This window comes from Streptomyces sp. NPDC059788 (assembly GCF_042732265.1).
Lineage (GTDB): Bacteria > Actinomycetota > Actinomycetes > Streptomycetales > Streptomycetaceae > Streptomyces.
Genome location: NZ_JBHWHY010000031.1, coordinates 78,328 through 97,993, shown reverse-complemented (window position 1 = coordinate 97,993; position 19,666 = coordinate 78,328). Strand labels below are relative to the sequence as shown.

General features: G+C 68.7%; 22 protein-coding genes. 7 read left to right on the top strand and 15 right to left on the bottom strand.

What is annotated here, in order from left to right; genetic code table 11:
- Positions 1 to 120: 120 nt before the first annotated feature.
- Together ACFV57_RS26175 and ACFV57_RS26170 are read left to right on the top strand one after the other, a co-directional pair.
- A complete protein-coding gene (locus ACFV57_RS26175) occupies positions 121 to 366 on the top strand; it encodes a hypothetical protein (RefSeq protein ID WP_385237085.1) in 246 nt (81 codons plus the stop codon).
- On the top strand, positions 359 to 1,453 hold the full coding sequence (locus tag ACFV57_RS26170) for a response regulator (protein ID WP_385237082.1): 1,095 nt from the start codon (positions 359 to 361) through the stop codon (positions 1,451 to 1,453). Before ACFV57_RS26175 ends, ACFV57_RS26170 begins: the two co-directional genes overlap by 8 nt.
- Before the next feature lie 154 nt (positions 1,454 to 1,607).
- Here the strand turns inward: ACFV57_RS26170 and ACFV57_RS26165 are convergent, their stop codons facing one another.
- Positions 1,608 to 2,384: a hypothetical protein gene (locus ACFV57_RS26165; RefSeq protein WP_385237079.1), complete on the bottom strand. Its 777-nt coding sequence runs from the start codon at positions 2,382 to 2,384 to the stop codon at positions 1,608 to 1,610.
- A gap of 126 nt (positions 2,385 to 2,510) precedes the next feature.
- On the opposite strand from ACFV57_RS26165, the gene ACFV57_RS26160 reads away from it, so the two are divergent.
- Complete coding sequence (locus tag ACFV57_RS26160) at positions 2,511 to 3,599, top strand: serine hydrolase domain-containing protein (protein ID WP_385237076.1); 1,089 nt, start codon at positions 2,511 to 2,513, stop codon at positions 3,597 to 3,599.
- A gap of 76 nt (positions 3,600 to 3,675) precedes the next feature.
- Here the strand turns inward: ACFV57_RS26160 and ACFV57_RS26155 are convergent, their stop codons facing one another.
- The 13 genes from ACFV57_RS26155 to ACFV57_RS26095 form a co-directional block, all read right to left on the bottom strand.
- Entirely contained in the window at positions 3,676 to 4,110 is a 435-nt protein-coding gene (locus ACFV57_RS26155; RefSeq protein WP_385237073.1) for a cytidine deaminase, read from the bottom strand.
- Complete coding sequence (locus ACFV57_RS26150; RefSeq protein WP_385237070.1) at positions 4,107 to 4,337, bottom strand: Trm112 family protein; 231 nt, start codon at positions 4,335 to 4,337, stop codon at positions 4,107 to 4,109. The genes ACFV57_RS26155 and ACFV57_RS26150 overlap by 4 nt, the downstream gene beginning before the upstream one ends.
- A 48-nt stretch (positions 4,338 to 4,385) precedes the next feature.
- Complete coding sequence (locus ACFV57_RS26145) at positions 4,386 to 5,300, bottom strand: LLM class flavin-dependent oxidoreductase (RefSeq protein ID WP_385237067.1); 915 nt, start codon at positions 5,298 to 5,300, stop codon at positions 4,386 to 4,388.
- A gap of 41 nt (positions 5,301 to 5,341) precedes the next feature.
- The gene (locus tag ACFV57_RS26140; RefSeq protein ID WP_385237064.1) at positions 5,342 to 6,328 is read right to left on the bottom strand and encodes a carbohydrate kinase family protein; all 987 of its coding nucleotides are present in this window, start codon (positions 6,326 to 6,328) and stop codon (positions 5,342 to 5,344) included.
- Between the two features lie 98 nt (positions 6,329 to 6,426).
- Positions 6,427 to 7,101, bottom strand: a complete 675-nt coding sequence (locus tag ACFV57_RS26135; RefSeq protein ID WP_385237061.1) for a class I SAM-dependent methyltransferase — start codon at positions 7,099 to 7,101, stop codon at positions 6,427 to 6,429.
- A gap of 25 nt (positions 7,102 to 7,126) precedes the next feature.
- Complete coding sequence (locus tag ACFV57_RS26130) at positions 7,127 to 8,983, bottom strand: adenosylcobalamin-dependent ribonucleoside-diphosphate reductase (protein WP_385237058.1); 1,857 nt, start codon at positions 8,981 to 8,983, stop codon at positions 7,127 to 7,129.
- A gap of 81 nt (positions 8,984 to 9,064) precedes the next feature.
- Positions 9,065 to 9,610, bottom strand: a complete 546-nt coding sequence (gene folE / locus ACFV57_RS26125; protein WP_385237056.1) for a GTP cyclohydrolase I — start codon at positions 9,608 to 9,610, stop codon at positions 9,065 to 9,067.
- A 48-nt stretch (positions 9,611 to 9,658) separates the two neighbouring features.
- Positions 9,659 to 10,051, bottom strand: coding sequence for an NUDIX domain-containing protein (locus ACFV57_RS26120; RefSeq protein WP_385237053.1), 393 nt, complete (start codon positions 10,049 to 10,051; stop codon positions 9,659 to 9,661).
- Complete coding sequence (locus ACFV57_RS26115; protein ID WP_385237050.1) at positions 10,044 to 11,105, bottom strand: hypothetical protein; 1,062 nt, start codon at positions 11,103 to 11,105, stop codon at positions 10,044 to 10,046. Before ACFV57_RS26115 ends, ACFV57_RS26120 begins: the two co-directional genes overlap by 8 nt.
- A 9-nt stretch (positions 11,106 to 11,114) precedes the next feature.
- On the bottom strand, positions 11,115 to 11,699 hold the full coding sequence (locus ACFV57_RS26110) for a thiamine pyrophosphate-dependent enzyme (RefSeq protein ID WP_385237047.1): 585 nt from the start codon (positions 11,697 to 11,699) through the stop codon (positions 11,115 to 11,117).
- Complete coding sequence (locus ACFV57_RS26105) at positions 11,696 to 12,208, bottom strand: hypothetical protein (RefSeq protein WP_385237044.1); 513 nt, start codon at positions 12,206 to 12,208, stop codon at positions 11,696 to 11,698. The genes ACFV57_RS26110 and ACFV57_RS26105 overlap by 4 nt, the downstream gene beginning before the upstream one ends.
- Positions 12,209 to 12,213: 5 nt before the next feature.
- Positions 12,214 to 12,519 carry a hypothetical protein gene (locus ACFV57_RS26100; protein WP_385237041.1) on the bottom strand — a complete coding sequence of 102 codons (306 nt, stop codon included), beginning with the start codon at positions 12,517 to 12,519 and terminating at the stop codon, positions 12,214 to 12,216.
- A gap of 597 nt (positions 12,520 to 13,116) precedes the next feature.
- On the bottom strand, positions 13,117 to 13,962 hold the full coding sequence (locus tag ACFV57_RS26095) for an HAD family hydrolase (protein ID WP_385237038.1): 846 nt from the start codon (positions 13,960 to 13,962) through the stop codon (positions 13,117 to 13,119).
- Between the two features lie 222 nt (positions 13,963 to 14,184).
- Here ACFV57_RS26095 and ACFV57_RS26090 point away from each other — a divergent pair, with 222 nt between their 5' ends.
- Positions 14,185 to 15,975, top strand: a complete 1,791-nt coding sequence (locus ACFV57_RS26090) for an ATP-binding cassette domain-containing protein (RefSeq protein ID WP_385237035.1) — start codon at positions 14,185 to 14,187, stop codon at positions 15,973 to 15,975.
- Here ACFV57_RS26090 and ACFV57_RS26085 read toward each other — a convergent pair.
- A complete protein-coding gene (locus ACFV57_RS26085) occupies positions 15,955 to 16,623 on the bottom strand; it encodes an adenosylcobinamide amidohydrolase (RefSeq protein ID WP_385237032.1) in 669 nt (222 codons plus the stop codon). The two genes, ACFV57_RS26090 and ACFV57_RS26085, sit on opposite strands and share 21 nt — an antisense overlap.
- Positions 16,624 to 16,732: 109 nt before the next feature.
- On the opposite strand from ACFV57_RS26085, the gene ACFV57_RS26080 reads away from it, so the two are divergent.
- Genes ACFV57_RS26080 through ACFV57_RS26070 form a run of 3 tightly spaced genes read left to right on the top strand, consistent with a single transcriptional unit; the run spans position 16,733 to position 19,574 of the window.
- A complete protein-coding gene (locus ACFV57_RS26080; protein ID WP_385237029.1) occupies positions 16,733 to 17,611 on the top strand; it encodes a phytanoyl-CoA dioxygenase family protein in 879 nt (292 codons plus the stop codon).
- A complete protein-coding gene (locus ACFV57_RS26075; protein WP_385237026.1) occupies positions 17,608 to 18,519 on the top strand; it encodes an SAM-dependent methyltransferase in 912 nt (303 codons plus the stop codon). The genes ACFV57_RS26080 and ACFV57_RS26075 overlap by 4 nt, the downstream gene beginning before the upstream one ends.
- Entirely contained in the window at positions 18,516 to 19,574 is a 1,059-nt protein-coding gene (locus ACFV57_RS26070) for a phytanoyl-CoA dioxygenase family protein (RefSeq protein ID WP_385237023.1), read from the top strand. Before ACFV57_RS26075 ends, ACFV57_RS26070 begins: the two co-directional genes overlap by 4 nt.
- The last annotated feature ends 92 nt before the right edge of the window (positions 19,575 to 19,666 follow it).

The following is a 19,666-nucleotide window of genomic DNA, read 5'->3' as shown; positions in this document are numbered from 1 at the left end:
TCGATTGCCTGGCGCAACGGAACCACCTGGCGCCAAGGTGTGGCTCGTCACGAGGCGGGTCCATCCGGGGCGCGCCGTCCCGGCCGGTGTCTCCGGCAGGGGTGAGGAAGGGCAGGTCCGATGGATCGTTCGCTTGTGTCGGTGCGGGCGGCGCTGGTGCTGTTACTGGGGGTGCTGGCCGGTGTGTGCGCCGGCCTGCTGTCGGTGCTGGCCGGTAACGCGATCGTGGGCGGCGTGCTCGCCGGCCTCGCCGCCGCGGGCGGGGCCGTGCCGGTGTTCAACCAGGTGATCGCCCCCGACACCGCCCGCGCCGGGACGGCCGTGCGGCGCGAGGCGGGCACGAAGGGCGGGAGCGCCCGTGGGTGAGCTGCGTCCCCTCGCCGAGGGCCTGACACCGCAATCGCGCGCGCTGGCCATGGCGCTGCGGGAGCTGTTCGAGGGCATGGGGGTCTCGGTCCGCCGCTACGCGGCCCGCCGCGTGCGTGACGCCGGCACGTTCTCCCGCTACCTCAACGGCAGCCGCGTACCGCCGTGGGAAGTGGTGATGGACCTGTTCACCGATGCCGCCGAGCACCACGGCAGGGCCGCGACCCCGGACGCCATCGAACTGGTGCGCCGCCTGCACCGGGCGGTCGTGGAGACCAGCGCCTCGCCCCGCCACGCGGTGGAAGTGCTTGAGCAGCAGCTCGCCGAGGCCGACCGCGTCTCCCGCCGCTCCACCGCCCGCGGCGACGCGCTGGACGACGCGCTGCTGGACCGCAAGCACCGCATCGCCGACCTGGAGGTGCGCCTGAACCAGCTGGAAGCGGAGTGGAGCGCGGAACGGGAACGCGCCGAACGCCTGGCCGCCGCCGGCGCCGACGTCACCGACCTGCTGCGGGAACGTGACCAGCTGCAGGACGAGGTCACCCGCCTGTCCGCCCAGCTCGGACAGGCGCAAAAACAGCGGGACGAAGCCGAACAGCGCTGCACCCTGCTGGAACGGCAGCTGGAGGCGGTCGAACAGGTCCAGGCCGTCGCCGCGGTGACACCGGCGGCCCCGCAGGCCATGCCCAAGGTCCTCATCGTCGACGACCAGCCGGACAATCTGCTGGCCATGACCGCCGTCCTGTCCACCCTCGACCAGGAACTGGTCGTCTCCTCCTCCGGCCGCGAAGCGCTCAAGGCCCTGCTCGACCACGACGACTTCGCCGTGATCATCATGGACGTCCAGATGCCCGACATGGACGGCTACGAGACCGCCGCCCACATCAAACGACGCCCCCGCACCCGCGACGTCCCCATCATCTTCCTCACCGCCATGGGCACCGACCCCGAACACTCCGCCCGCGGCTATGCCGCCGGCGCCGTCGACTACATCGGCAAACCCTTCGACCCCTGGGTGCTGCGCGCCAAGGTCGCGGTCTTCACCGGCATCTATCTCGAACAGCGGCGCCTGTCCGGAGTTCAGTGACACCCCCCCCGCGAAGAAAGGTTGCCTCCGCCTGCCCCGGTCGCGAAAGCCCCCACCGGATCAACCAGTGGGGGCACCCGCGCTGTTGCCCGCCGAGGGGCGTGTGGGCCGGCGTAGCCACGCCCGCCGGGCGGCCCCGCGGCGTGCGTCGCGATCAGGCCGAGTCCCGCGCCAGTGCCTCCTTGATCTCCGCGGCGAGCTGCTTCGGGTGCGCGCAGGGCTCCGATGCGGCGAAGGACACCCAATCGGTCCAGGCCATGGAGCCGTTGGGCCTTGCTACGCCATCGCTCTCCTTCGTCAGGGACCACTCGGCGTCACCGCGGTGGAAGTCGTACGCCTCCCCGGCGTGCTTGAGGTGGACGGAGCATCCGCAGCCGAAGGTGTCGTCTTCGGGATCGAAGTCGTCCGGCTCGTGCGGGACGACGAGTTCGCCACCGGTCAGGACGGCGACGGCCGCCACGGTCTCGTGGACGCTGTCGGGGAGCGACAAATCGGAGGGGAGGGCGGACAGGGCGTCCGTCACCGGGCCCGCGGTGCGCTGCACATGGGCTCCGAGCTCGTCCGCAGCCTTACGCAGGAGGGCCACGGCGGGCTCGGGTGCCTCCAGGTCCCCGCGCGCCGCGACCGGGCCCAGGACGTCGGCGAGGGCGCGCAGGTTCGCTGCCGAGGCCTCGATCTGGGCGTACACGGCGGATGCCACCGTGGCGGCCTGCTCGGGGGTGTACACCGCCCACTCATGCGACAGGGCCCTGCTCAGGTTCTCTGCCGCCTCGGCGCCGGCGCAGGCGAGTGCGAGGGTGCCCACCGGCTCGCGGGAGTCCTCGCCGACGCCCACGATCTCGGTGGTCAGTTCACCGACGTAGTCGTCCTCACTGGCCTCACGCCAGTAGTCGCGCCAGTCCGTACGGTCCGCGATGTGCACGTCGTCCACCCCTTGCTGCCCTTCGTCGATGGGAGCAACACCCTAGGCGGCGCGCGGCGTTCCCACCGCCACTACCGGCAGAACGTACCCCCGTAGGGTGTAGCTCCCCATGATGGGAACTGTTGAGGGGTGTCGATGAACCGGTCCGAATGCCCGCCCCAAGAGGTCGGCGTCGATCCCGTCGGGCTCGGCCGGGTGACGGAACTCGTCGCTTCGCGCGCTACGGCCGCGCAGGTGTGCGTCCTACGCCACGGGCGAGTGGTGCTGGACCGAGCCTACGGCTGCGACCCGGACGCGCTGTTCTGGACCTTCTCCGCCGGCAAGCCGTTCACCGCGTTGCTGGTGCATCTGCTCGCCCAGCGTGGCGAGTTGTCTTTGGACGACCCCGTCGCGCGGTACTGGCCGCGCTTCGGCGACCGCGGCAAGGGCGCCGTCACCGTCCGGCAGGTTCTGCAGCACCGGTCGGGGATGGCGACGGGCGGCAGCCTGCTGACCGACGCGCTGGCGATGACCGACTGGGACCGGTCGGTACGCGTCATCGAACGCGCACGGCTGCGGTGGCCGCCCGGCCAGGTCCCGGCCTACCAGGCGATCATCTACGGCTTCATCCTCGGGGAGCTGGTCCGCCGGGTCACGGGCCTCGCGCTTCCTGACGTGCTGCGCGGGGAGTTCCTCGATCCACTCGGATTGCGGGATGTGCACATGGGACTGCCGGACGGGATGTGGCACCGCCGTGTGCCGGTCAGCAGCCCCGGCGCCGTCGGACTGGTCACCCGGGGGGCCCTCAACCGCCGCGCCACCCGGAGGGCGGTCATTCCCTCGGGGGGCGTCTCGGCCACCGCCGCAGACCTCGCGCGGTTCTACCAGGCGCTGCTGCGCGAGGGGGAGCTCGACGGCGTGCGCATTCTGGACGCCGCCACGGTCCGCGAGGCCCGGCGGGTGTCCAGCGATGACGAGATCGACCGGGCCGTGAAACTGCCGATCCGCTGGGCACAGGGCTTCCAGCTGGGCGGTACGGGCACCCACCCCGACCGGAAGCGCCCCATGGGCCAGTTGAGCGACCGGGAGACGTTCGGCCATAACGGGAGCAACTGCTGTCTGGCCTGGGCCGACCCCTCACGCGACGTGGTCTTCGTCTACCTCACCAACCGGCTCACCGGCGGGCACGAAGGGGCCCGCCACCAGAGCGCGGTCAGTGACGCCCTCCTGGCCGCCTGCGCGTGAACAACCGAATCCCTCCCAGGGCGTTCGGCACGGAGTGCACCTGATCCGCGGTGCCGTGCAGCCGCAGGCGCAGGACTCAGCTCCTCACCTGCAAATGGTCCGGTCCGAATGCCTCGGGTAACAACTGGCTCATCGTGCGCACACCCTCCGGCGTTCGCACGAGTAGAGCCGGGCCGCCGAACTCGTACAACAGCTGACGGCAGCGTCCGCACGGAACCAGCGTTTCCCCGTTGGCGTCGACGCAGGTGAAGTGGGTCAGGGCCCCGCCGCCGGTCAGTCTGAGACTGGACACCAGCCCGCATTCCGCGCAGAGCCCCAGACCGTAGGAGGCGTTCTCCACATTGCAGCCCGTGATGATCCGCCCATCGTCCACCCGGGCGGCCGCACCGACGGGGAAGTGGGAATAGGGGGCGTAGGCGTGGGTCATGGCGGTCTGGGCGGCGCGTCGTAGCTCCGACCAGACCGGCTCGCTCTCGGCGCATTGCCCGGTGGCGTTCGCGGAGGCCGTCATCCGCCGGCCTCCGGCAGGTCGGGGGTCGCCCTTGAGCTGGTTGTACGGGGATGGGAATTCCCGGCTGACTGGCGTGCCAATTCCGGGACGAGGACGGGGATGCGCTGCCGGACCTCGAACTCTCCTCTGCATTGCTGACAGGTGAGCAGTCGGGTATGCGTCGCGTAGGTCAGCGCGGCGCCGTCATAGGGGCAGGCAAGGACGGAAACGAGGTCGGCGTCCAGCATGTGTTCCTCATCGTGGCAGGGGTCAAGGGATGCGACGTGTGCCGAGGTTCATCGGTTGATGCGTGGCGGCCCCAGCCGGATGCGCTCCCGGGTCTGTTCGAGGCTTCCCCGGAAGCCGTGCAGGTTCTCGAACCACCAGGTCAGCCCGGTATCCGCGTAGGCGGACACACGCGCTTGGTCGGCGTCGCCACCGTCGCCGTCGGTGTAGCCGCCGATCGCGAAATCGTAGGGTGAATCAGCCGTGCGGTGTTCTTCGACGTAGGAGACGATGTCTGCGTAGGTCTGCGTGGGAATCATCGTGGGCTCCCACTTTTTGCGGCGTTCGAGGGAGAGGCGCCCTGGCAGTACGCCGTCCCAACGGGCGGCGCGGCGGAAGGGGCGGCGGTTGGGCCAGTAGCCGCCAACCCAGATGGGAATCCTGGGGCGTTGCACCGGGCGTGGCAGGAAGGTGCATTCTGCGACCTGGAAGTGCCGGCCCTTGTAACTGAACGGTTCTCCGGACCAGAGGCCGACGATGATGTCCAGTGCCTCGTCGAGTTTGTCCGCCCGGACGCGTTCATCACCGTCCTCACCGAAGTCCTCGAACTCGGAGTCGCGCGGGTAGCCCAGACCCACTCCGAGAATGAAACGGCCGTCGGACAGTCGGTCCAGGGTCGCCGCTTCCTTGGCCACCTTCCAGGGGCGCCGCCGGGCCAGGGGAGTGACCATGGTGCCGAACGTGATTCTCCGCGTGGCGGTGGCGACGGCGGCGAGGCTGATCCACGGATCGACGACAGGGCCGTCGAAGCCGCGCATGAACAGCAGATGATCCCACAGGAAGAATCCGTCCCAATGGGCGTCCTCGGCTTCACGCGCCAGTTGTGCCAGCAGTTTGGGATCTCCGTAATCACCATGCGGAGGTACCGAGATTCCGTACTTGAGGCGACCGGTTCCGGCGGGCGTGTTGGCAGAGCGGGGGGACATATTGCTCCTCAATGGGAAGTTGCTCGCTGCGAACCATGTGCTCACTGTGGTGCTGGAAACGGCGCCCGCGGCAGGTGCGGGCGTGCGCCGACGACGGATACGGCCGTGGCTCCGAGCGTCACCGCTTGTTCGAGCGCCGCGCGGGGACCGGCGCCCGCGCTCAGGCCTGCGAGCAGGCCGGCGGCGAAAGCGTCGCCGGCCCCGGTGGAATCGATGGCCTCGACAGGGCGCGCGGGAACCTCGATGACCGATGCACCGCGGCCGGCCCACAGGGCACCCTCGACGCCACGTTTCACCACGACGTTCCGGGCGGTGGCGGTCAGTTCGCGGGCGGCGGCCCCGTCGCCGGAGCGGCCCGCGAGCATCCGCGCTTCCCCTGCGTTGGCGATCAGGAGGTCGACGCCGTGCATCCACTCGCGGCAGCGCGCCGTACCGACCTGATGCAGCAGCTCGGCGGACGCGGCGTCGACGCTGGTACCGAGACGGTGCTCGCGGGCGGCAGCGAGCGCGCGCAGGGCGGCCGGGCGGGAAGGCTCGTCCAGCAGCACATAGGCCGACAGGTGCAGGTGAGCCGTGTCCGGCCGGGCGGCAAGCGCTTCCTCGATGTCGCGGCCCGACAGACGCACATTGGCGCCGCGCTGGGACAGCATGGTCCGCTCGTTCGCATGCGAGATGACCACGACGCTGCCGGTGGCGGCGTCGCGGCAGCGGCGCGCGGCGCAATCGACGCCGGCGCCGGTCAGTTCGGCGATTCTGGCGCGTCCGTCGGCGTCGTCTCCGACGCTGGTGACCAGGGTGACGGGCCGGCCCTGCCAGGCCAGCCACGCGGCGGTGTTCGCCGCCTGCCCACCCGGGACGATACGAATCCTGGCTTCGTTGTCGTCTCCCTCGGTGATGGCGTGGTGCGGGATGACGATGACGTCCGTGGTCACGTGCCCGACGACGAGGACGCGCGTGCGGGCCCCGGTGTGCGCCTGACGCGGTACGGCGTTCACGTCGAGTGGCTGCGCCGGGGCTCTCACGTCCATCGGGCCATGCCGTCCCGTTCGGGCAGCGGGTCGCTTCCGGTGACGATGTCATTGCTCACCTGGCCACTCCTTCCTTGCCTTCCTTCGGCGCCGGAGCTTCAGGCGGATTGCCACAGTCCCGCTGCCAGGTGACGCAGGTAGGTGCCGTTGGAGCGGGTGTCCTCGAAGAGGAAGTCGTGGGAGTCCAGCAGTGTGAACGACGGGCTGAACAGTTCGGACAGCTCATCCAGGTGGTAGACCCGCTGCTTGAGTTCGGTCACCGGATCGTAGGTGAGCGAGCGGGCATCCGGCCCCCGATGGATCAGCGGCTTGTAGTAGCCGTCATCGGGGGTCATGAAATACACGTAGAGGAGTCCCCCGGGGCACAGGACCCGGCGGACTTCTTCACCCAGTCCGCGAAGCTGGGCGTTCTCCACGACGTTCTCCACGCTCGTGAAAGCGGTGGCAACACGGAAAGCGCCGGACCTGAACGGGAGCCTGCCGGTCATGGAGCCCTGAACCAGACGCAGACTTCCGCCTTCTTCGCACGCGGCGGCTTTGGCCAGCGGGCGGTGCGCAAAATCCATTCCGGTGTAGGACAGTCCCGTTTCTTTGAGTACGGGGGCATTCCGGCCGCCGCCGCATCCCAGGTCGAGCAGGCGCGGCGGTCCCTGGACTTCGGCGATACGAGGCAGGCACCGGCGGAAGAACGCCGTGCCGTGCGAAGGCCGTGTGTTGGTCGAGGACGAGATCGCACGGTTGACATACTCGCGTTCCCACAACTGCTGACTCATGGCTGCCTCCTGCCCTTGGCCTGGGTCATTCGCACACTTCACATGCGCTGTCCGTACCGACGCAGGCGGTTTCCTGAGGTGCGGATTTCCGCTGACCGGTAGCGCTGGTCCATTCGATGGCCTGTGCGCTCCGGGAAGTGTCGCGGTAGACGGTGATTCCTTTGCACCCCAGCTTCCACGCCTGTTGGTACAGGGAGGCCACATCCCGGGGCGAGGCATCGGCGGGGAGGTTGACGGTCTTGGTGACCGCGTTGTCCACATGCCGCTGGAAGGCCGCCTGCATCCGCACGTGCCACTCGGGCGAGATCTCGTGGGCGGTCTTGAAGACGTTCTGCAGGTCATCGGGGATGTCGGGCAGGCCGGCCAGACTGCCGTCGTTCCGGCTGATCCGGTCGAGGAGGCCTTCCGTGGGGAGGCCGCGCTGTTCGAGCATGCCCAACAGGGTCCGGTTGACCGAATGGATCTTCCGGTCGCCGAACACCTGCTGCGAGTAGGTCATCCCGAAGAACGGCTCGATACTGAACGCGGTGTCGAAGATGACGGCGTTGTTCCCGCTGGGTGGCAGCGCGAGGACGGCCACGTTGCGGGGCTGCTGATCACTGTCCTTCCACGGGGTATGGACGATGTTGGGAAAGGGGCCGCGCTCCTGGCCCAGAGCGCACGACGCCGTTCGGGCCGCTTCGCGGATGGCGCGGGCCAGCGTGTCGGCGCAATCGAGTGCCTCCTGCGAGTCGTACGGAATACCCGATGCGGCCAGACAGTCCGCCCAGCCGGTGACGCCCAGGCCCACACGCCGGTTCGCCGCCACGGCCTCCCGGATCTCCTCCACGGGGAACCAGGAGGCCGAGATGGCGTTGTCGATCATCCGGACGCCGACCGCGACCACGTGGCCGAGACGCTCCTCGTCGAAGAGGTGCGGAGCCCTGCGCTCTCGGGCAGGCAGCAGCAGGGACGGCAGATTCAGGTAGCCCAAGTTGCACGCCTCGTAGGGGTAGAGGCCGATCTCGCCGCACGGGTTGGTGGCGGTGATGTCGCCCAGCGCGCCGCGCAACGGGTTGTCGACGTTCATCCGGTCCAGGAAGATGAGGCCGGGGTCCCCCGTTTCGCAGGCGAGTTCACATGCGGTGGCGAAGAGCGCCGCGGCCGGAAGTTTCCGCTCGATCTCGCCGTTGCGGGGATTGACGAGGGCCCAGTCGGCGTCCGCCGCGACCGCTTGCATGAAGTCATCGGAGATACCCAGCGAGATGTTGGTCATGTTCAGCGAGCCGTCGATCCTCTTGGCCTCGATGAATTCCGGCACATCCGGATGGTCGATGTTCAGCACGGCCATGTTGCCGCTCTCGTAGCGGCCTCGCTGGCGGAAGAGCGTCGTGGCGTCGTCGAACATCTTGAGCAGGGCGACGGGGCCGGCGGCCAGCCCGTTCACTCCTCGTACCACGTCCCCTTTGGGCCGGATACGGGAGTAGTTGAAGCCGCACCCTCCGCCGAACCCTTTGACCACGCAGGAATCGGAGAAGGTCCGCAGGATCGCGTCCTGGGAGTCCGCGAGGGGGAAGACGAAGCAGTTCGCCAGCTGCGGGCGCGCCGAGCCGGCATTGGCGAGCGTCCGGCTGCCGGGATGGAAGAAGAGGCGCGCCATCACCTCGTAGAAGACCGACTCCCACCGGCGGGCGTTCGCGGGCTTCTCGGCCTCGGCGAGCGCCTTGGCCACGCGTCGGAAGAACGCCTCGGGAGTCTCTGTGACCCGGCCCTCGTCGTCAGTCGCGAAGTATCGCTCGCGTAACAGCAGGTCCGCGTTGCCGGTGAGGGCGATGTGTTCGGTGCGTGAGGTGGTGAGGGCCGTGACTGCCGCTTCGAAGAAGGTATCGGTCTGGCCTGGCATTCGGACGACCTCCCGGTCGAGGGGGTACGGGCGCGCCGAGGCCGTGTCGCGCCGTTCGGCGATGCCGGTAACCGGAACGAATCAGAGCCGGCGCAGGGCGTGGATCTCGCTGGACTGGAGAAGCCGGGCATCTCCCGCCGTGTAGGAGGTGTCCGTGATGACGGTCTGATCCGACGGCCCGCGGCTGCACATGCACATATGGCGTCCGGAGGCCGTTGCCTGGGCCGCTCGGGCGCCACCGCTCGTAACGATCTCCGTGGCGATTTCTTTCACCAGATGTTCCTGGATCTGGAACCGGCGGCTGAACGCCTGCACCAGACGCGGGAACTTGCCGAGCCCCAGGATTCGGTCGCCGGGAAGGTAGACGATGTCCACCGTACCGAAGAACGGCAGGAAGTGGTGGGCGCAGATCGAGTAGTAGTTGATGTCCCGGATACGCACCGCGCCGGTGTGCTCGCCTTCGACCGTGCAGGTTGTTTTGAGGATCTTGGAGGTGTCCACGTCGTAGCCACTGAGCAGTTCACGGTAGGCCCGGACGATGCGCGGCTCGCACTCGGGGGAGCGGTACCAGTCCAGAGCCCGCTTGTCCGTGGTCACGTTCTGTTCGATCCACTCGGCGATGGTCATCTCTTCCTCCGGATGCGATGCGTGCGCCTGGGCGCGGTCCGCGTATGGTCAGCGAAGACGTCCTGCTCGGTGCAGATGATCGAAGATGATCTGGTCGACGGCGGAGATGCGGTGGCGGTCTGCGTAGGTCAGCCAGATCATTTCTGCGATCTCCGAGGCCGGGGTGAGGTTTCCGGCGTAGTCGCATGCGTAACAACGCATCCTCACCAGCACGCCCTCCGGGCGCGCATCCGCCTGGGCGTGGAACTCCCCTACGTAGCCGGCGGTGTGCGGGTGGAGGTGGACGGAGAGCTCCTCCTCGATTTCTCGCACCAGCGTGTCGAGGTCGCTCTCACCCGCTTCCCGTTTTCCCCCGGGCAGGTAGTAACGGGACCTGCCCTTGGAACGGGTCGACAGGATGCGTCCGTCAACAATCTCGATCCATGCGATTTTGTCAATCATGCGCTGGAACTGTGGGTCCTTTCGCTGTCAGATGTTCACCGACGTACTCGTCGGTGCTCAGGCTTTCGGAGTAGGCAATGGCCTCCTGTCCCGCGTGGTGTACGGCCGCGGCTTCGTCAGGGTCGATCTGCGCGGCCCAGGCCGTCGTGTTCTTCCATTGCTCAAGTGGCTGCCGGTAGGTCTGAAGGCCCGCGGTGTGGGCGGCGACTTCGGTCAGGGGGATTTTGCGGTCGATGACGTCGGCCCACCAGGCGGACCGGTGTGCCGTGTGGTCGCGCGGAGTGAAGGCCCGTACTCCTCCGTCGTAGACGGCGCAGCGCTCGAAGAGGCTGCCGAGGGTTCGCAGCCGGCGTTGTTCGTACTCAGGGGCCGCGGTGGCGGGGGACCGTAGAAGGTCGAAGGGAAAGTGCGGGAAGGGCGGCGGTGCGTCGTTGTCGGGCAGCTCATACAGCGATTCCAGCGCAACGACAGTCACATCGGGCCGGTGTCGCGCCGTGGTACGCGACAGCGCGGTTTGCAGGCGTTGCACGCCCAGGCGTGAGCCGATGGTGAAAACCACGATGGAGCGCAGGGGATTGCCTCGCTCGGCAGCGCGTTCCACTGCCTCGGTGAGGGTGCGGACCAGGGTGCTTCCGGTGCCGATGATGTCGCCGACCATCAGGACTTCGGCGTCTGCGAGTTCCCATCGGTCGTACGTCACCTCGACCGGCCGGCCGGGGGGCCGCTCGGTCCCGACGAAACTCACCACCGGGTCGGCGTTGAGGACATTTCCCAGTGCGTCTTCCACCGCGAAACTGAGCCCTCCGCGCAAGACGTTGAGTGCTGCGAACCGGTCGGCGGGGACGGCGGAGAGATGCGCGCCGTCCACTGCGGCCAGGGCGTGGAGAGCCTGGGCGACCGCAGCACGTGACAGCCGTCGGTAGGCGGTTCCGCGGATTGCGGGGTCCGTGAGGAGCTGCCGTGAAGAGGGCGTCGAACAGATCAGGATGCGGGCGGGGCCGGCGGTCGGATGTTCGTACAGGCTGCTGCTGTCGACGCTCAGAATCCGTCTCATGCTTGCCCCTCATGATTTGAGTGCGGGCCGACGTGGCGCCCTGCCACGCTGCGCGGCGATGAGCCGCTCGATGATGTAGGACGACTCGACGCCATCGAGGGTTTTGGCCGCGTCGGGCGGGCGCGTGTCGTTCACGACCCGGGCGACGAGGACGGTGCCGGTGCGTGGCAGGGGATCGGGGATGTCCGAGGGGCTGCGGACCGTGACGGCGGTGAGGCCCACCGCGGCGAAGAGCTGCCCCCAGTCCAGTGGGCAGGTCCGGCTCGGCATGCCTCCGGCGGATTCGTAGATCTCGTTGTCGATGATCGCCAACGTGTGATTGTCCAGGGCGGGGAGGCGGCTTCCCAGGGCGGTCAGGACGGAAAGATTCATGAGGAAACTGCCGTCGGTCTCCACCGCGGCGACGGGCCTCGGCTTCATGGCGATGGCCATACCGGTCGCAAGGGCGGAGACGTCCCCCATCGTGTCCGTGAACAGCGTGCGTTCGGGGGCGAGCCGGAAGAGTTCCTCACCGGTACGCCCCAGGGCCGAGACGAGTACGCAGTCGGGTGCCAGGCGGAGGAGAAACTCCCGCAGGAATTCGGACGTCTTCATGCGGCGGTACCCCGCAACTCCTGCAGGAAGGACGGGTTGGCGATCAGGGCCACGGATCGCTGGCCGGTGTCCGCTGTCGCGTAGGCCTGGTGGAGCACCGTACCGAAGTGTTCCAGGGAATGGAGCTCATGGGATACCACCGGAAGCATGGCCAAGTGGGTGTGCATGGTTTCCTCGTGCGGGAGTCCCCACCAGTTGCTCTCTCCCAACACACCCCGACGGGACAACAGCCATACGGAATGCAGCCGGTGACTCATGGTCAGGCGAACGCAGGTCTCGCAGGCGCGGCGCAGCCCGGAGTTCTCCATGAGGACGAGGCTGCGGGCTCCGGCGAGCCGGGCACCCGCAGCCATGCCCACGGCGGTGGCCTCGTCGCACACCGGTTGGTAGTCGATTTCCGAACGCTGGGCGGCCAGTGTGTGCAGGGGGGCGAGCAGCGAATCGGGCACGCCGCTGATGAATTCCACTCCGGCGCGGATGAGCGATTCATAGGCGTCGTGCGCGGACACCGGGATCAGCTTCCGGTCGACACAAGCTCAACGATGATATTGGAGTAATGCGTCGTCCCGACGTTCTTCAGCAGATGCGCCGGACCCGCTCGGTGGTAGACGGCGTCTCCCACCTGGTCGTTGCCGGGATGGACCGTGGAGTCGATGTCGACGGTCTCCGTCTGCCCGGCGGCGACGACGACGTAGACGTAATCGCACGGGTGCTGGTGGATCTCCGTTTGCTCCCCTGGTGCCAGATCGAGCGTCCAGACACGGACATGCTCATCTTGATGCACCAGTTTCGTTCCTACCTGCACGATTTCATCGGGCATCGCACACGACCTCTCCATGCTGGTGTGGACGGCGAAGGAGGCGACAGCTGGCTTTGTGGCTCGACGATCTCGACGGGGAGTTGCCCGACTGCCCGTGGCAGAGTCATCTGGCAATTCCAACCCGGTCTCACCATGGAAGGCCCACTCGACGTGGCGGACAAGGCCGAGTGGCAGGTCGGCTGATTCTTGGTGGCTGAGAGGCTCCAGGAGGGACGAAGTGGACACCTCGCTCCGGAGACCGGGCAGGGACTCTCGATAGCGCTGTCTCATGGCGCACGAAACTGCATAAATGCAGGATGCCGCGATGCCCGAGTCCGCTGCTCGCTGCCGGGAGCAGTGCGGTGGATGTTCCCCGTGCGGCGATCCGGCACACCTGGGGTCGCACCCCGCGCTGTCCGTACGGGCGCCGTATATCCCCTGGTGGGCAAGGCCCTGACCATGGTCGAGTCCGGAAATCCGGAGGTTTTGGAACCGACCACAACCTGATTCCCGGACGTCGGCCGACACCCGGGAGGAATAGGCCAACCGGGAAAGGAGGATTGACTCCGCTATGTGCGGTACGTACTCTCTGTCGGCGCGCCGGTGACGCGGACCGATTCAGGCACAGAACCATTTCTCGATCTCCGCCGCCACCCCGTCCTCGCCGACGGTCAGGGTCGTGGCATCGGCGATCTGTTTGAGTTTCGCGGGGGCGTGTCCCATGGCCACGCCGTGTCCTGCCCAGGCGAGCATCTCGGCGTCGTTGTCGCCATCACCGATGGCGAGCGCCCTTCGGTGATCGGTGTCCAGCATGGAGGTCACCTTCTCCAGCCCCGACGCCTTGCTGACCCCCAGCGGGCCGAGGTCGAGCCATGCCTCGAACCCCACCGCGTAGCTCGCTCCACGGATGCGGAGTTTCTGCGTCAGCGTCCGGAAATCCTCGCTCGTCTGGCTCGGGTCCCGGATGACGGCACGGATGACCGGCTCCGTGCAGAGGCCGTCCAGCGGCGCCACGATCTGCGGTCCGAGCAGCTTCTCCGCAGGGAACTTATGGGTGACCAGATAACCGGTGCCCGCGATCTCCACAGCGACCCGGGCGGCCGGAACGTGTTTCAGTACCGCGTCCAGGACCGGCTGGGCGTCGAACGTTTCCTGCGCGAGGATTTCGCCGGAAGGCATGTGTGCCACCACCGCTCCGTTGCTGCACACGGCCAGTCCCTGGCGAAGTCCGGTGCTGCGGAAGAGTTCCGTGACTTCGAAAGACGCCCTGCCCGTGGCGAGCACCACATGGCAGCCGGCCGCGGACGCGTGCCTCAACGCTGCTCGAACCCGGTCAGTCATCTCCCGGCCGGGTTCGACGAGTGTGCCGTCGATGTCCAGGACGAGCACCTCCGGCCGCCACCCCGGGCCGCCGGCCTTCACACGATCGCTTCCGCTGTCAGGGAACAGGCCGTTTCCATCCATACCTCCGCATCGCTCCCCTCCGGAGTACCAGGACCACGACAGGGCCATGAGCATCGATCGTAGGGGGCCTCCGCAAGACGGACCGAGATCGCCGCCGGGTGGTGACCACCGTGCTTCGCCTCTGCCCAGGGCGGACGTTCCGCCGCGCGCCGGCCCCAAGGCGGCCCACGGGCCACGCAGTTCACCAGCCCTGGTGTCAGACGGAGGTGAGATGCTGACGCCATGAGTGATGCGATCAGGACGCAGGACTTGAGCAGGCACTTCGGGGGGCGCCCGGTCGTGGACGGGCTGGATCTCACGGTGGCGGCCGGGGAGATCTACGGGCTGCTGGGGCCCAACGGGGCGGGCAAGACGACGACGATCCGCATGCTGACGACGTTGCTCGTGCCCAGTGGAGGACGGGCGTGGATATGCGGGTACGACGTGGAGCGTGAGGCGGCGCGGGTCCGGCGGCAGATCGGGTACGTGTCCCAGGAAAAGGGAATCCGGAACCTGCTCACGGCCCGGGAGAGCGTGGAGATCGAGGCCGACCTGTTTCACGTACCCCGCGGGGAGCGCCGGAGCCGGGTGGACGAGGTGCTGGAGGTGGTGGGGCTCACGCAGGACGCGGGCCGCAGGGTGTCCGAGTACTCGGGCGGCATGCTCAAGCGGCTGGACCTGGCCTGCGGATTGTTGCAGGCGCCGCGGGTGCTGATTCTCGACGAGCCGACGCTCGGCCTCGACGTCCAGTCGCGCCACCGGGTCTGGAACCACATCAGGGGACTGCGGGAGCAGGGCTCATCCGTACTCCTGACCACGAATTACCTCGACGAAGCCGACCGGTTGTGCGACCGGCTGGCCATCATCGACGCCGGCCGGGAGCTGGTGCGTGGCACCCCGGCCGGATTGAAGCGGGCGGTGGGGACGGACGCACTGGAGGTCGCGACCGACGAGGGGGAGCGGCTGCGCGAGGTGCTGGAGGGCCGGGCGTGGGTACGCCGGGTGACATCCCGCGACGGTGGTCTGCGCTTACACGTCGAGGATGCGGGGGCGGCGCTGACCGGGGTGGTCGACGCGGCACGGGAGCACGGCGTGCGGCTCACCCGAGTCGGTTACGAGCAGCCGACGTTGGATGACGTGTTTCTGCTCCACACCGGACGCGCACTGGCCGACAACAATGGGGGAGAGGCGCGCGGCGACGGCAGCGACAAGCCCGTTGTCCTGCACACTCCGCTCATCGCGCCGCACCCTCTGCGCGGCCGGTGGCAGGAGACCCGGGCGCTCCTGCGCCGGTGGACCCTCGAAATGTGGCGCGAGAAGCTGGGGCTGCTGTTCACGCTCCTCCAGCCCGCCGTATGGCTGGTCCTTCTGGGCAGTGCGCTCAGCCGTGCGGTGCGGCCGGACACGGTGGGGGACGCCGACTATCTGGCCTTCATGCTGCCCGGGGTGCTCGCCTTCACCGCCATCGGGGCGGGGGTGAGCGCCGCGGTCCCGTTGCTGTGGGACAAGGAGACCGGCTATCTGGGGCGTTTGCTGAGTATGCCGATGGCGCGCAGTTCCGTGGTCAGCAGCCGGATTCTGTTCCAGATGGCGCTGGGCGTGGCGCAGTCGGTCATGATCATGGCGGTGGCCGCGGCGTTGGGCACCCGGCCTGTGTCGGGCGCGGTGACCGGCGTCCTCCTGCTGCTGACCGTGGTGTTGCTCGTCGGCACGCTGTCCGCGGCGTTCATCGCCCTGGCGTACCGGTCGTCGAGCCACACCGTCTTCTTCGCGGTGAGCGGATTCGTGACCCTCCCCCTGGTCTTCACCAGCAGCGCGTTCGTGCCGCTGACGGTGATGCCCGGCTGGCTGGCCGCGGTGGCCAGGTCGAATCCGCTCACCTACGCCATCGAGGTGCTGCGGGGCCTGGTATTGGGGCAGTGGCACGAGGTCGGGCCGTTCACCGGACTGTGTGTGCTGGTGGGGGCGGCCGTCGGTGCCGTGGCTCTGGTGGCGCGCATGACGCCGAACCGGTCAGGCCAGGGCCTGGGCTGACCGGGCCACCTCGTGATCGGGGTGCCGTTCCAGCCAGTTGACGGCGCCGCGGTGCACGGCGGCGTGCACGGCACGGGCCAGCCGGGCACCCCATACGGAACGCGGGCCGCAGAACGGTACGACGGGGCCACCGCTCTCGGGCACCGCGACGCAGAGGGCGTCGGAGGCCGTTCCGGTGCACGCGAGCCCGGCGTTCCACAGCGCCTGCGTCTTGGCCTCGGTCGCGGTGATCACAGCGTTGACCAGGGCCGCGTCGTCCAGCGGCACGGGCAGGGCCGTGATGATGTTGACGGTCCCCGGGCGTCCGGCCACGGGGAGCGCGGCGCCGTCGGCGGCCCAGGTCGGCACGCTCAGCCCGACGGTCGCCGTGACCTCGACGCCCTGCTCCCGGGCCTGTGTGTAGTGCCGCACCGCGGTGGCCGTGAGCATGCCGACCCCGTCGCCGGACAGGCCGTGCGCGGAGCACAGTTCCGCGAGGTGGATGTCGGGGTCGGTGCGGTCGTAGGCGAGGGGGACCTGCGCGTTGAGCACCCACGTACGGGGACCGAGGCCGCCGCCGAGCACCCCCGAAGCGAGCATCCGCCAACCGGGTCCCGGCCGCCACACCACCGTCGTGCTGCCGAGCAGCTCCCGTAACTCGATGTCCATGCTGCCTCTTGCTCCGTGAGCGGCCAAAAATGACCTCCAGACGGAGGCCATCCCACTGCTAATTTCCGCATCAGCTTTACCACAACGGGGGAAAGGGGAACGGCCGCCCATGCCGCACCAAGAGATCCCTGACTTACGCGAGCAGATGGAAACCGACGGGTTCTGCTTGATCAAAGGGGCGTTGCCCGACGACCTCGTGACGCGGTTGCGCGACCTGGCCGACCGGAAGCTGCGCTCGGAAAAGGAATCGCACTTCCGGCGTTACGCCCACCACGGCAGCCTGATCCCCATCCACATCGAGGACGACCCGCACCCCGACGTGCTCACCTCGCCCGCCCTGGCGGACGCGTTCCGCCGGCTCGGATTCACCGACCCGCGCTGGATCAGCGGATACGTCATCACCAAGCCGCCCCGCTCGCCGGGCCTGTGGTGGCACCAGGACTGGTGGGCCTGGGACCACGACCTGAGTTTCGCGCACCGGCCGGCCCAGGTGTTCTGCATGCTGTATCTGCAAAAGACCCGTCGCGAGAACGGTGCTCTGCGGGTGATCGCGGGAAGCCACCGCAACCGGCACCCCCTGCACGACGCGCTTCCCGAACCGCACACCCAGCACATCGAGGACCAGCCGCAGGACAGCGTCTCCCATCTGCCGATACCGGACGAGACGACGATCGACGCGGACGCCGGTGACCTGGTCATCGGCGACGTGCGGGTGCTGCACGCCACCCACCCGAACGACCGCGACACCCTGCGCACCGCCGTGGACCTGCTCTTCACCCCTGACTTCCGGGAGCTGCCCGAGGAGTTCAGGGCCCACTACGTACGGCAGTTCTGCCTGCCGGAGGCCGGTTGGTGGAACGACCCCGGCCACCCGCTGCACGGCGATCCGGCGAGCGCGCTGCTGCCGACCTACGACGGCCCGGACCATCCACCCGTGCCCTACCGGCGGCTGCCCCGCTGGACCCAGGCGGCCGGAGGAGCCGCATGACGCACAGCGGCCAGGAGACCGTGGGACATTACGGCGGCGACGTGGTCGGCGCCCAGCTCGGCCTGCCCGGAGGCGGACTTCACATCTACCTCACGGGTGACCTGCTGCATCCGCCGATGGTGTTCGACCCGGCCATCTGGTCGAACGGGCGGGAATGGCGGCGTGGCGCGGCACTGCACACCCTCGACATCGCCAAGCTGGCCGAACTCGCCGAGGGAGAACGCGTACTGGACATCGGAGGCGGCCTCGGCGGGCCGGCCCGGCTGCTCGCGCGCTGGTACGGCGTCCACGTCACCTCCGTCACCAATTCACCCGTCCACGCCGAGACCAGCCGCCGGCTCAACGTCGCGCACCGTCCCGCACGCGGCAGCGTCACCGTAACGGTCGGCGACTGCCAGCAGGCGCTGCCCGCCGGCCTCTTCGACGCGGCGCTCAGCATCAACATGCTCTACCAGGTCGAGGACCAACGCGCCCTGTACGAGAGGGTGTTCCGCAGCCTGGCGCCCGGTGGCCGGTTCGTCGTCGACGACTGGATGCTGACCTCGCTCGCCACGGACGAGGACGTCGAGGCCCTGACACGGCACTTCCAGTTCCCGTACTTCGCCCGCACCACCACGGTCGAGGACGACCTGATGTCCGCCGGGTTCCCGCCGGTCGAGGCGGTGCTCGACTTCGGCCACGTCGGGCGCGGCCCCATGGCCGACCACTTCGAGCGTCAGATGCGGGACCACTTCGCGCCACGCGTGATCTCCGACTGGCCGGGAAACCCGCTCGATGCCCCCGGCAGACCGGCGTACGGGCAGCTGATGATCGACGAGTTCGTCACGGCCGTCAACATCACCATCGACCTCTACCGGCGACGCCGCATGACCTACCGCCGCCTACTCGTCCGGAAACCGTCCCGGTGACCGGCAGGCAGCCGTACACCGATTCCGGCCGGCTGCTCGACGACCCCGCCGCACTGAAGCGGCTGCTGGCCCAGGACGGCTACCTGTGTCTGCCCGGCCTGCTGCGGACGGCGGTCGACGACGTCGCGCGGGACGTCCTGGCCGTCGCCCGGGACGCGGGCTGGGTACGTCCGGCGCAGGACGGCCGCGGGCCGGCGGACACCGTGCCCGGCACGGCGGTCTGGCCGCCCGATCCCCGCTTCCACGCGGTGCACCACCGGGCCTGGAGGCTGCGGTCCGTGCATGCGCTGATGCACCACCCGGCCCTGCTGGACCTCATGGCCGCTCTCCTCGGCGAGACCGTCCTGGTGCACCCCCGGAAAGTACTGCGTCTCGTACACCCGAAGGGACCTGGCGCACCGCCGGAGAGCGGCTGGCACCAGGACCTGCCGGGAGTGCAGGGCTCGCCGCGAACCCTGACCGTGTGGACGCCCCTGATCCCCGGTTCGCTCTCACCCGAAGTGCGCCCGGGGTCCCACCGCCACGGCGAACTGCCGATGCGATTGAGCAACGACGCCATCGTCGGCTGGGAAACCGAAACCGCACCGGGACCGGTCCACCATGGGTCGCTCCGCCCCGGAGACATCCTGGTCCTCGACGCGGCCACCGTGCACCGCGGTATGCCCAACACCGGCAGCGGGCTCCGGATGTCCCTCGACTGCCGATACCAGCCACTGTCCGATCCAGTCTGCGAGGACTGCATCGAGCTGCGAGGTGAGCCGTACACCTGGGACGACGTGTACCGCGACTGGCCGGGAGGCCGCGCCGACCCCCTCGCCGGCTACTGGTTGGAACAGCCCCTGCGGCGCGTCCCCTACGATCACGGCCCCGACGCGCAGCGCGACAGGACGGCCCTGACCGCGGCCAGGGCGGGAAACCCCGAGGCCCGGCGTGCCCTGCACGTGGCAGCCCGGCACAGTCCCGATCCGGCATTCGCGGCCGCAGTCGGCGTGCTGGACCGCCGTCTGTCCGCGGCCGCCGGATCACGGCCTCCGGCGGCCGAAAAGCGCCTGTGAGAAAGGGACTTGAACCTGAATCATGGGGAAAACCGTGACCCATGAGGTCGTGGAGCATTCAGGGGCACCGTGCTGACCGTGGGCCCCGGCTC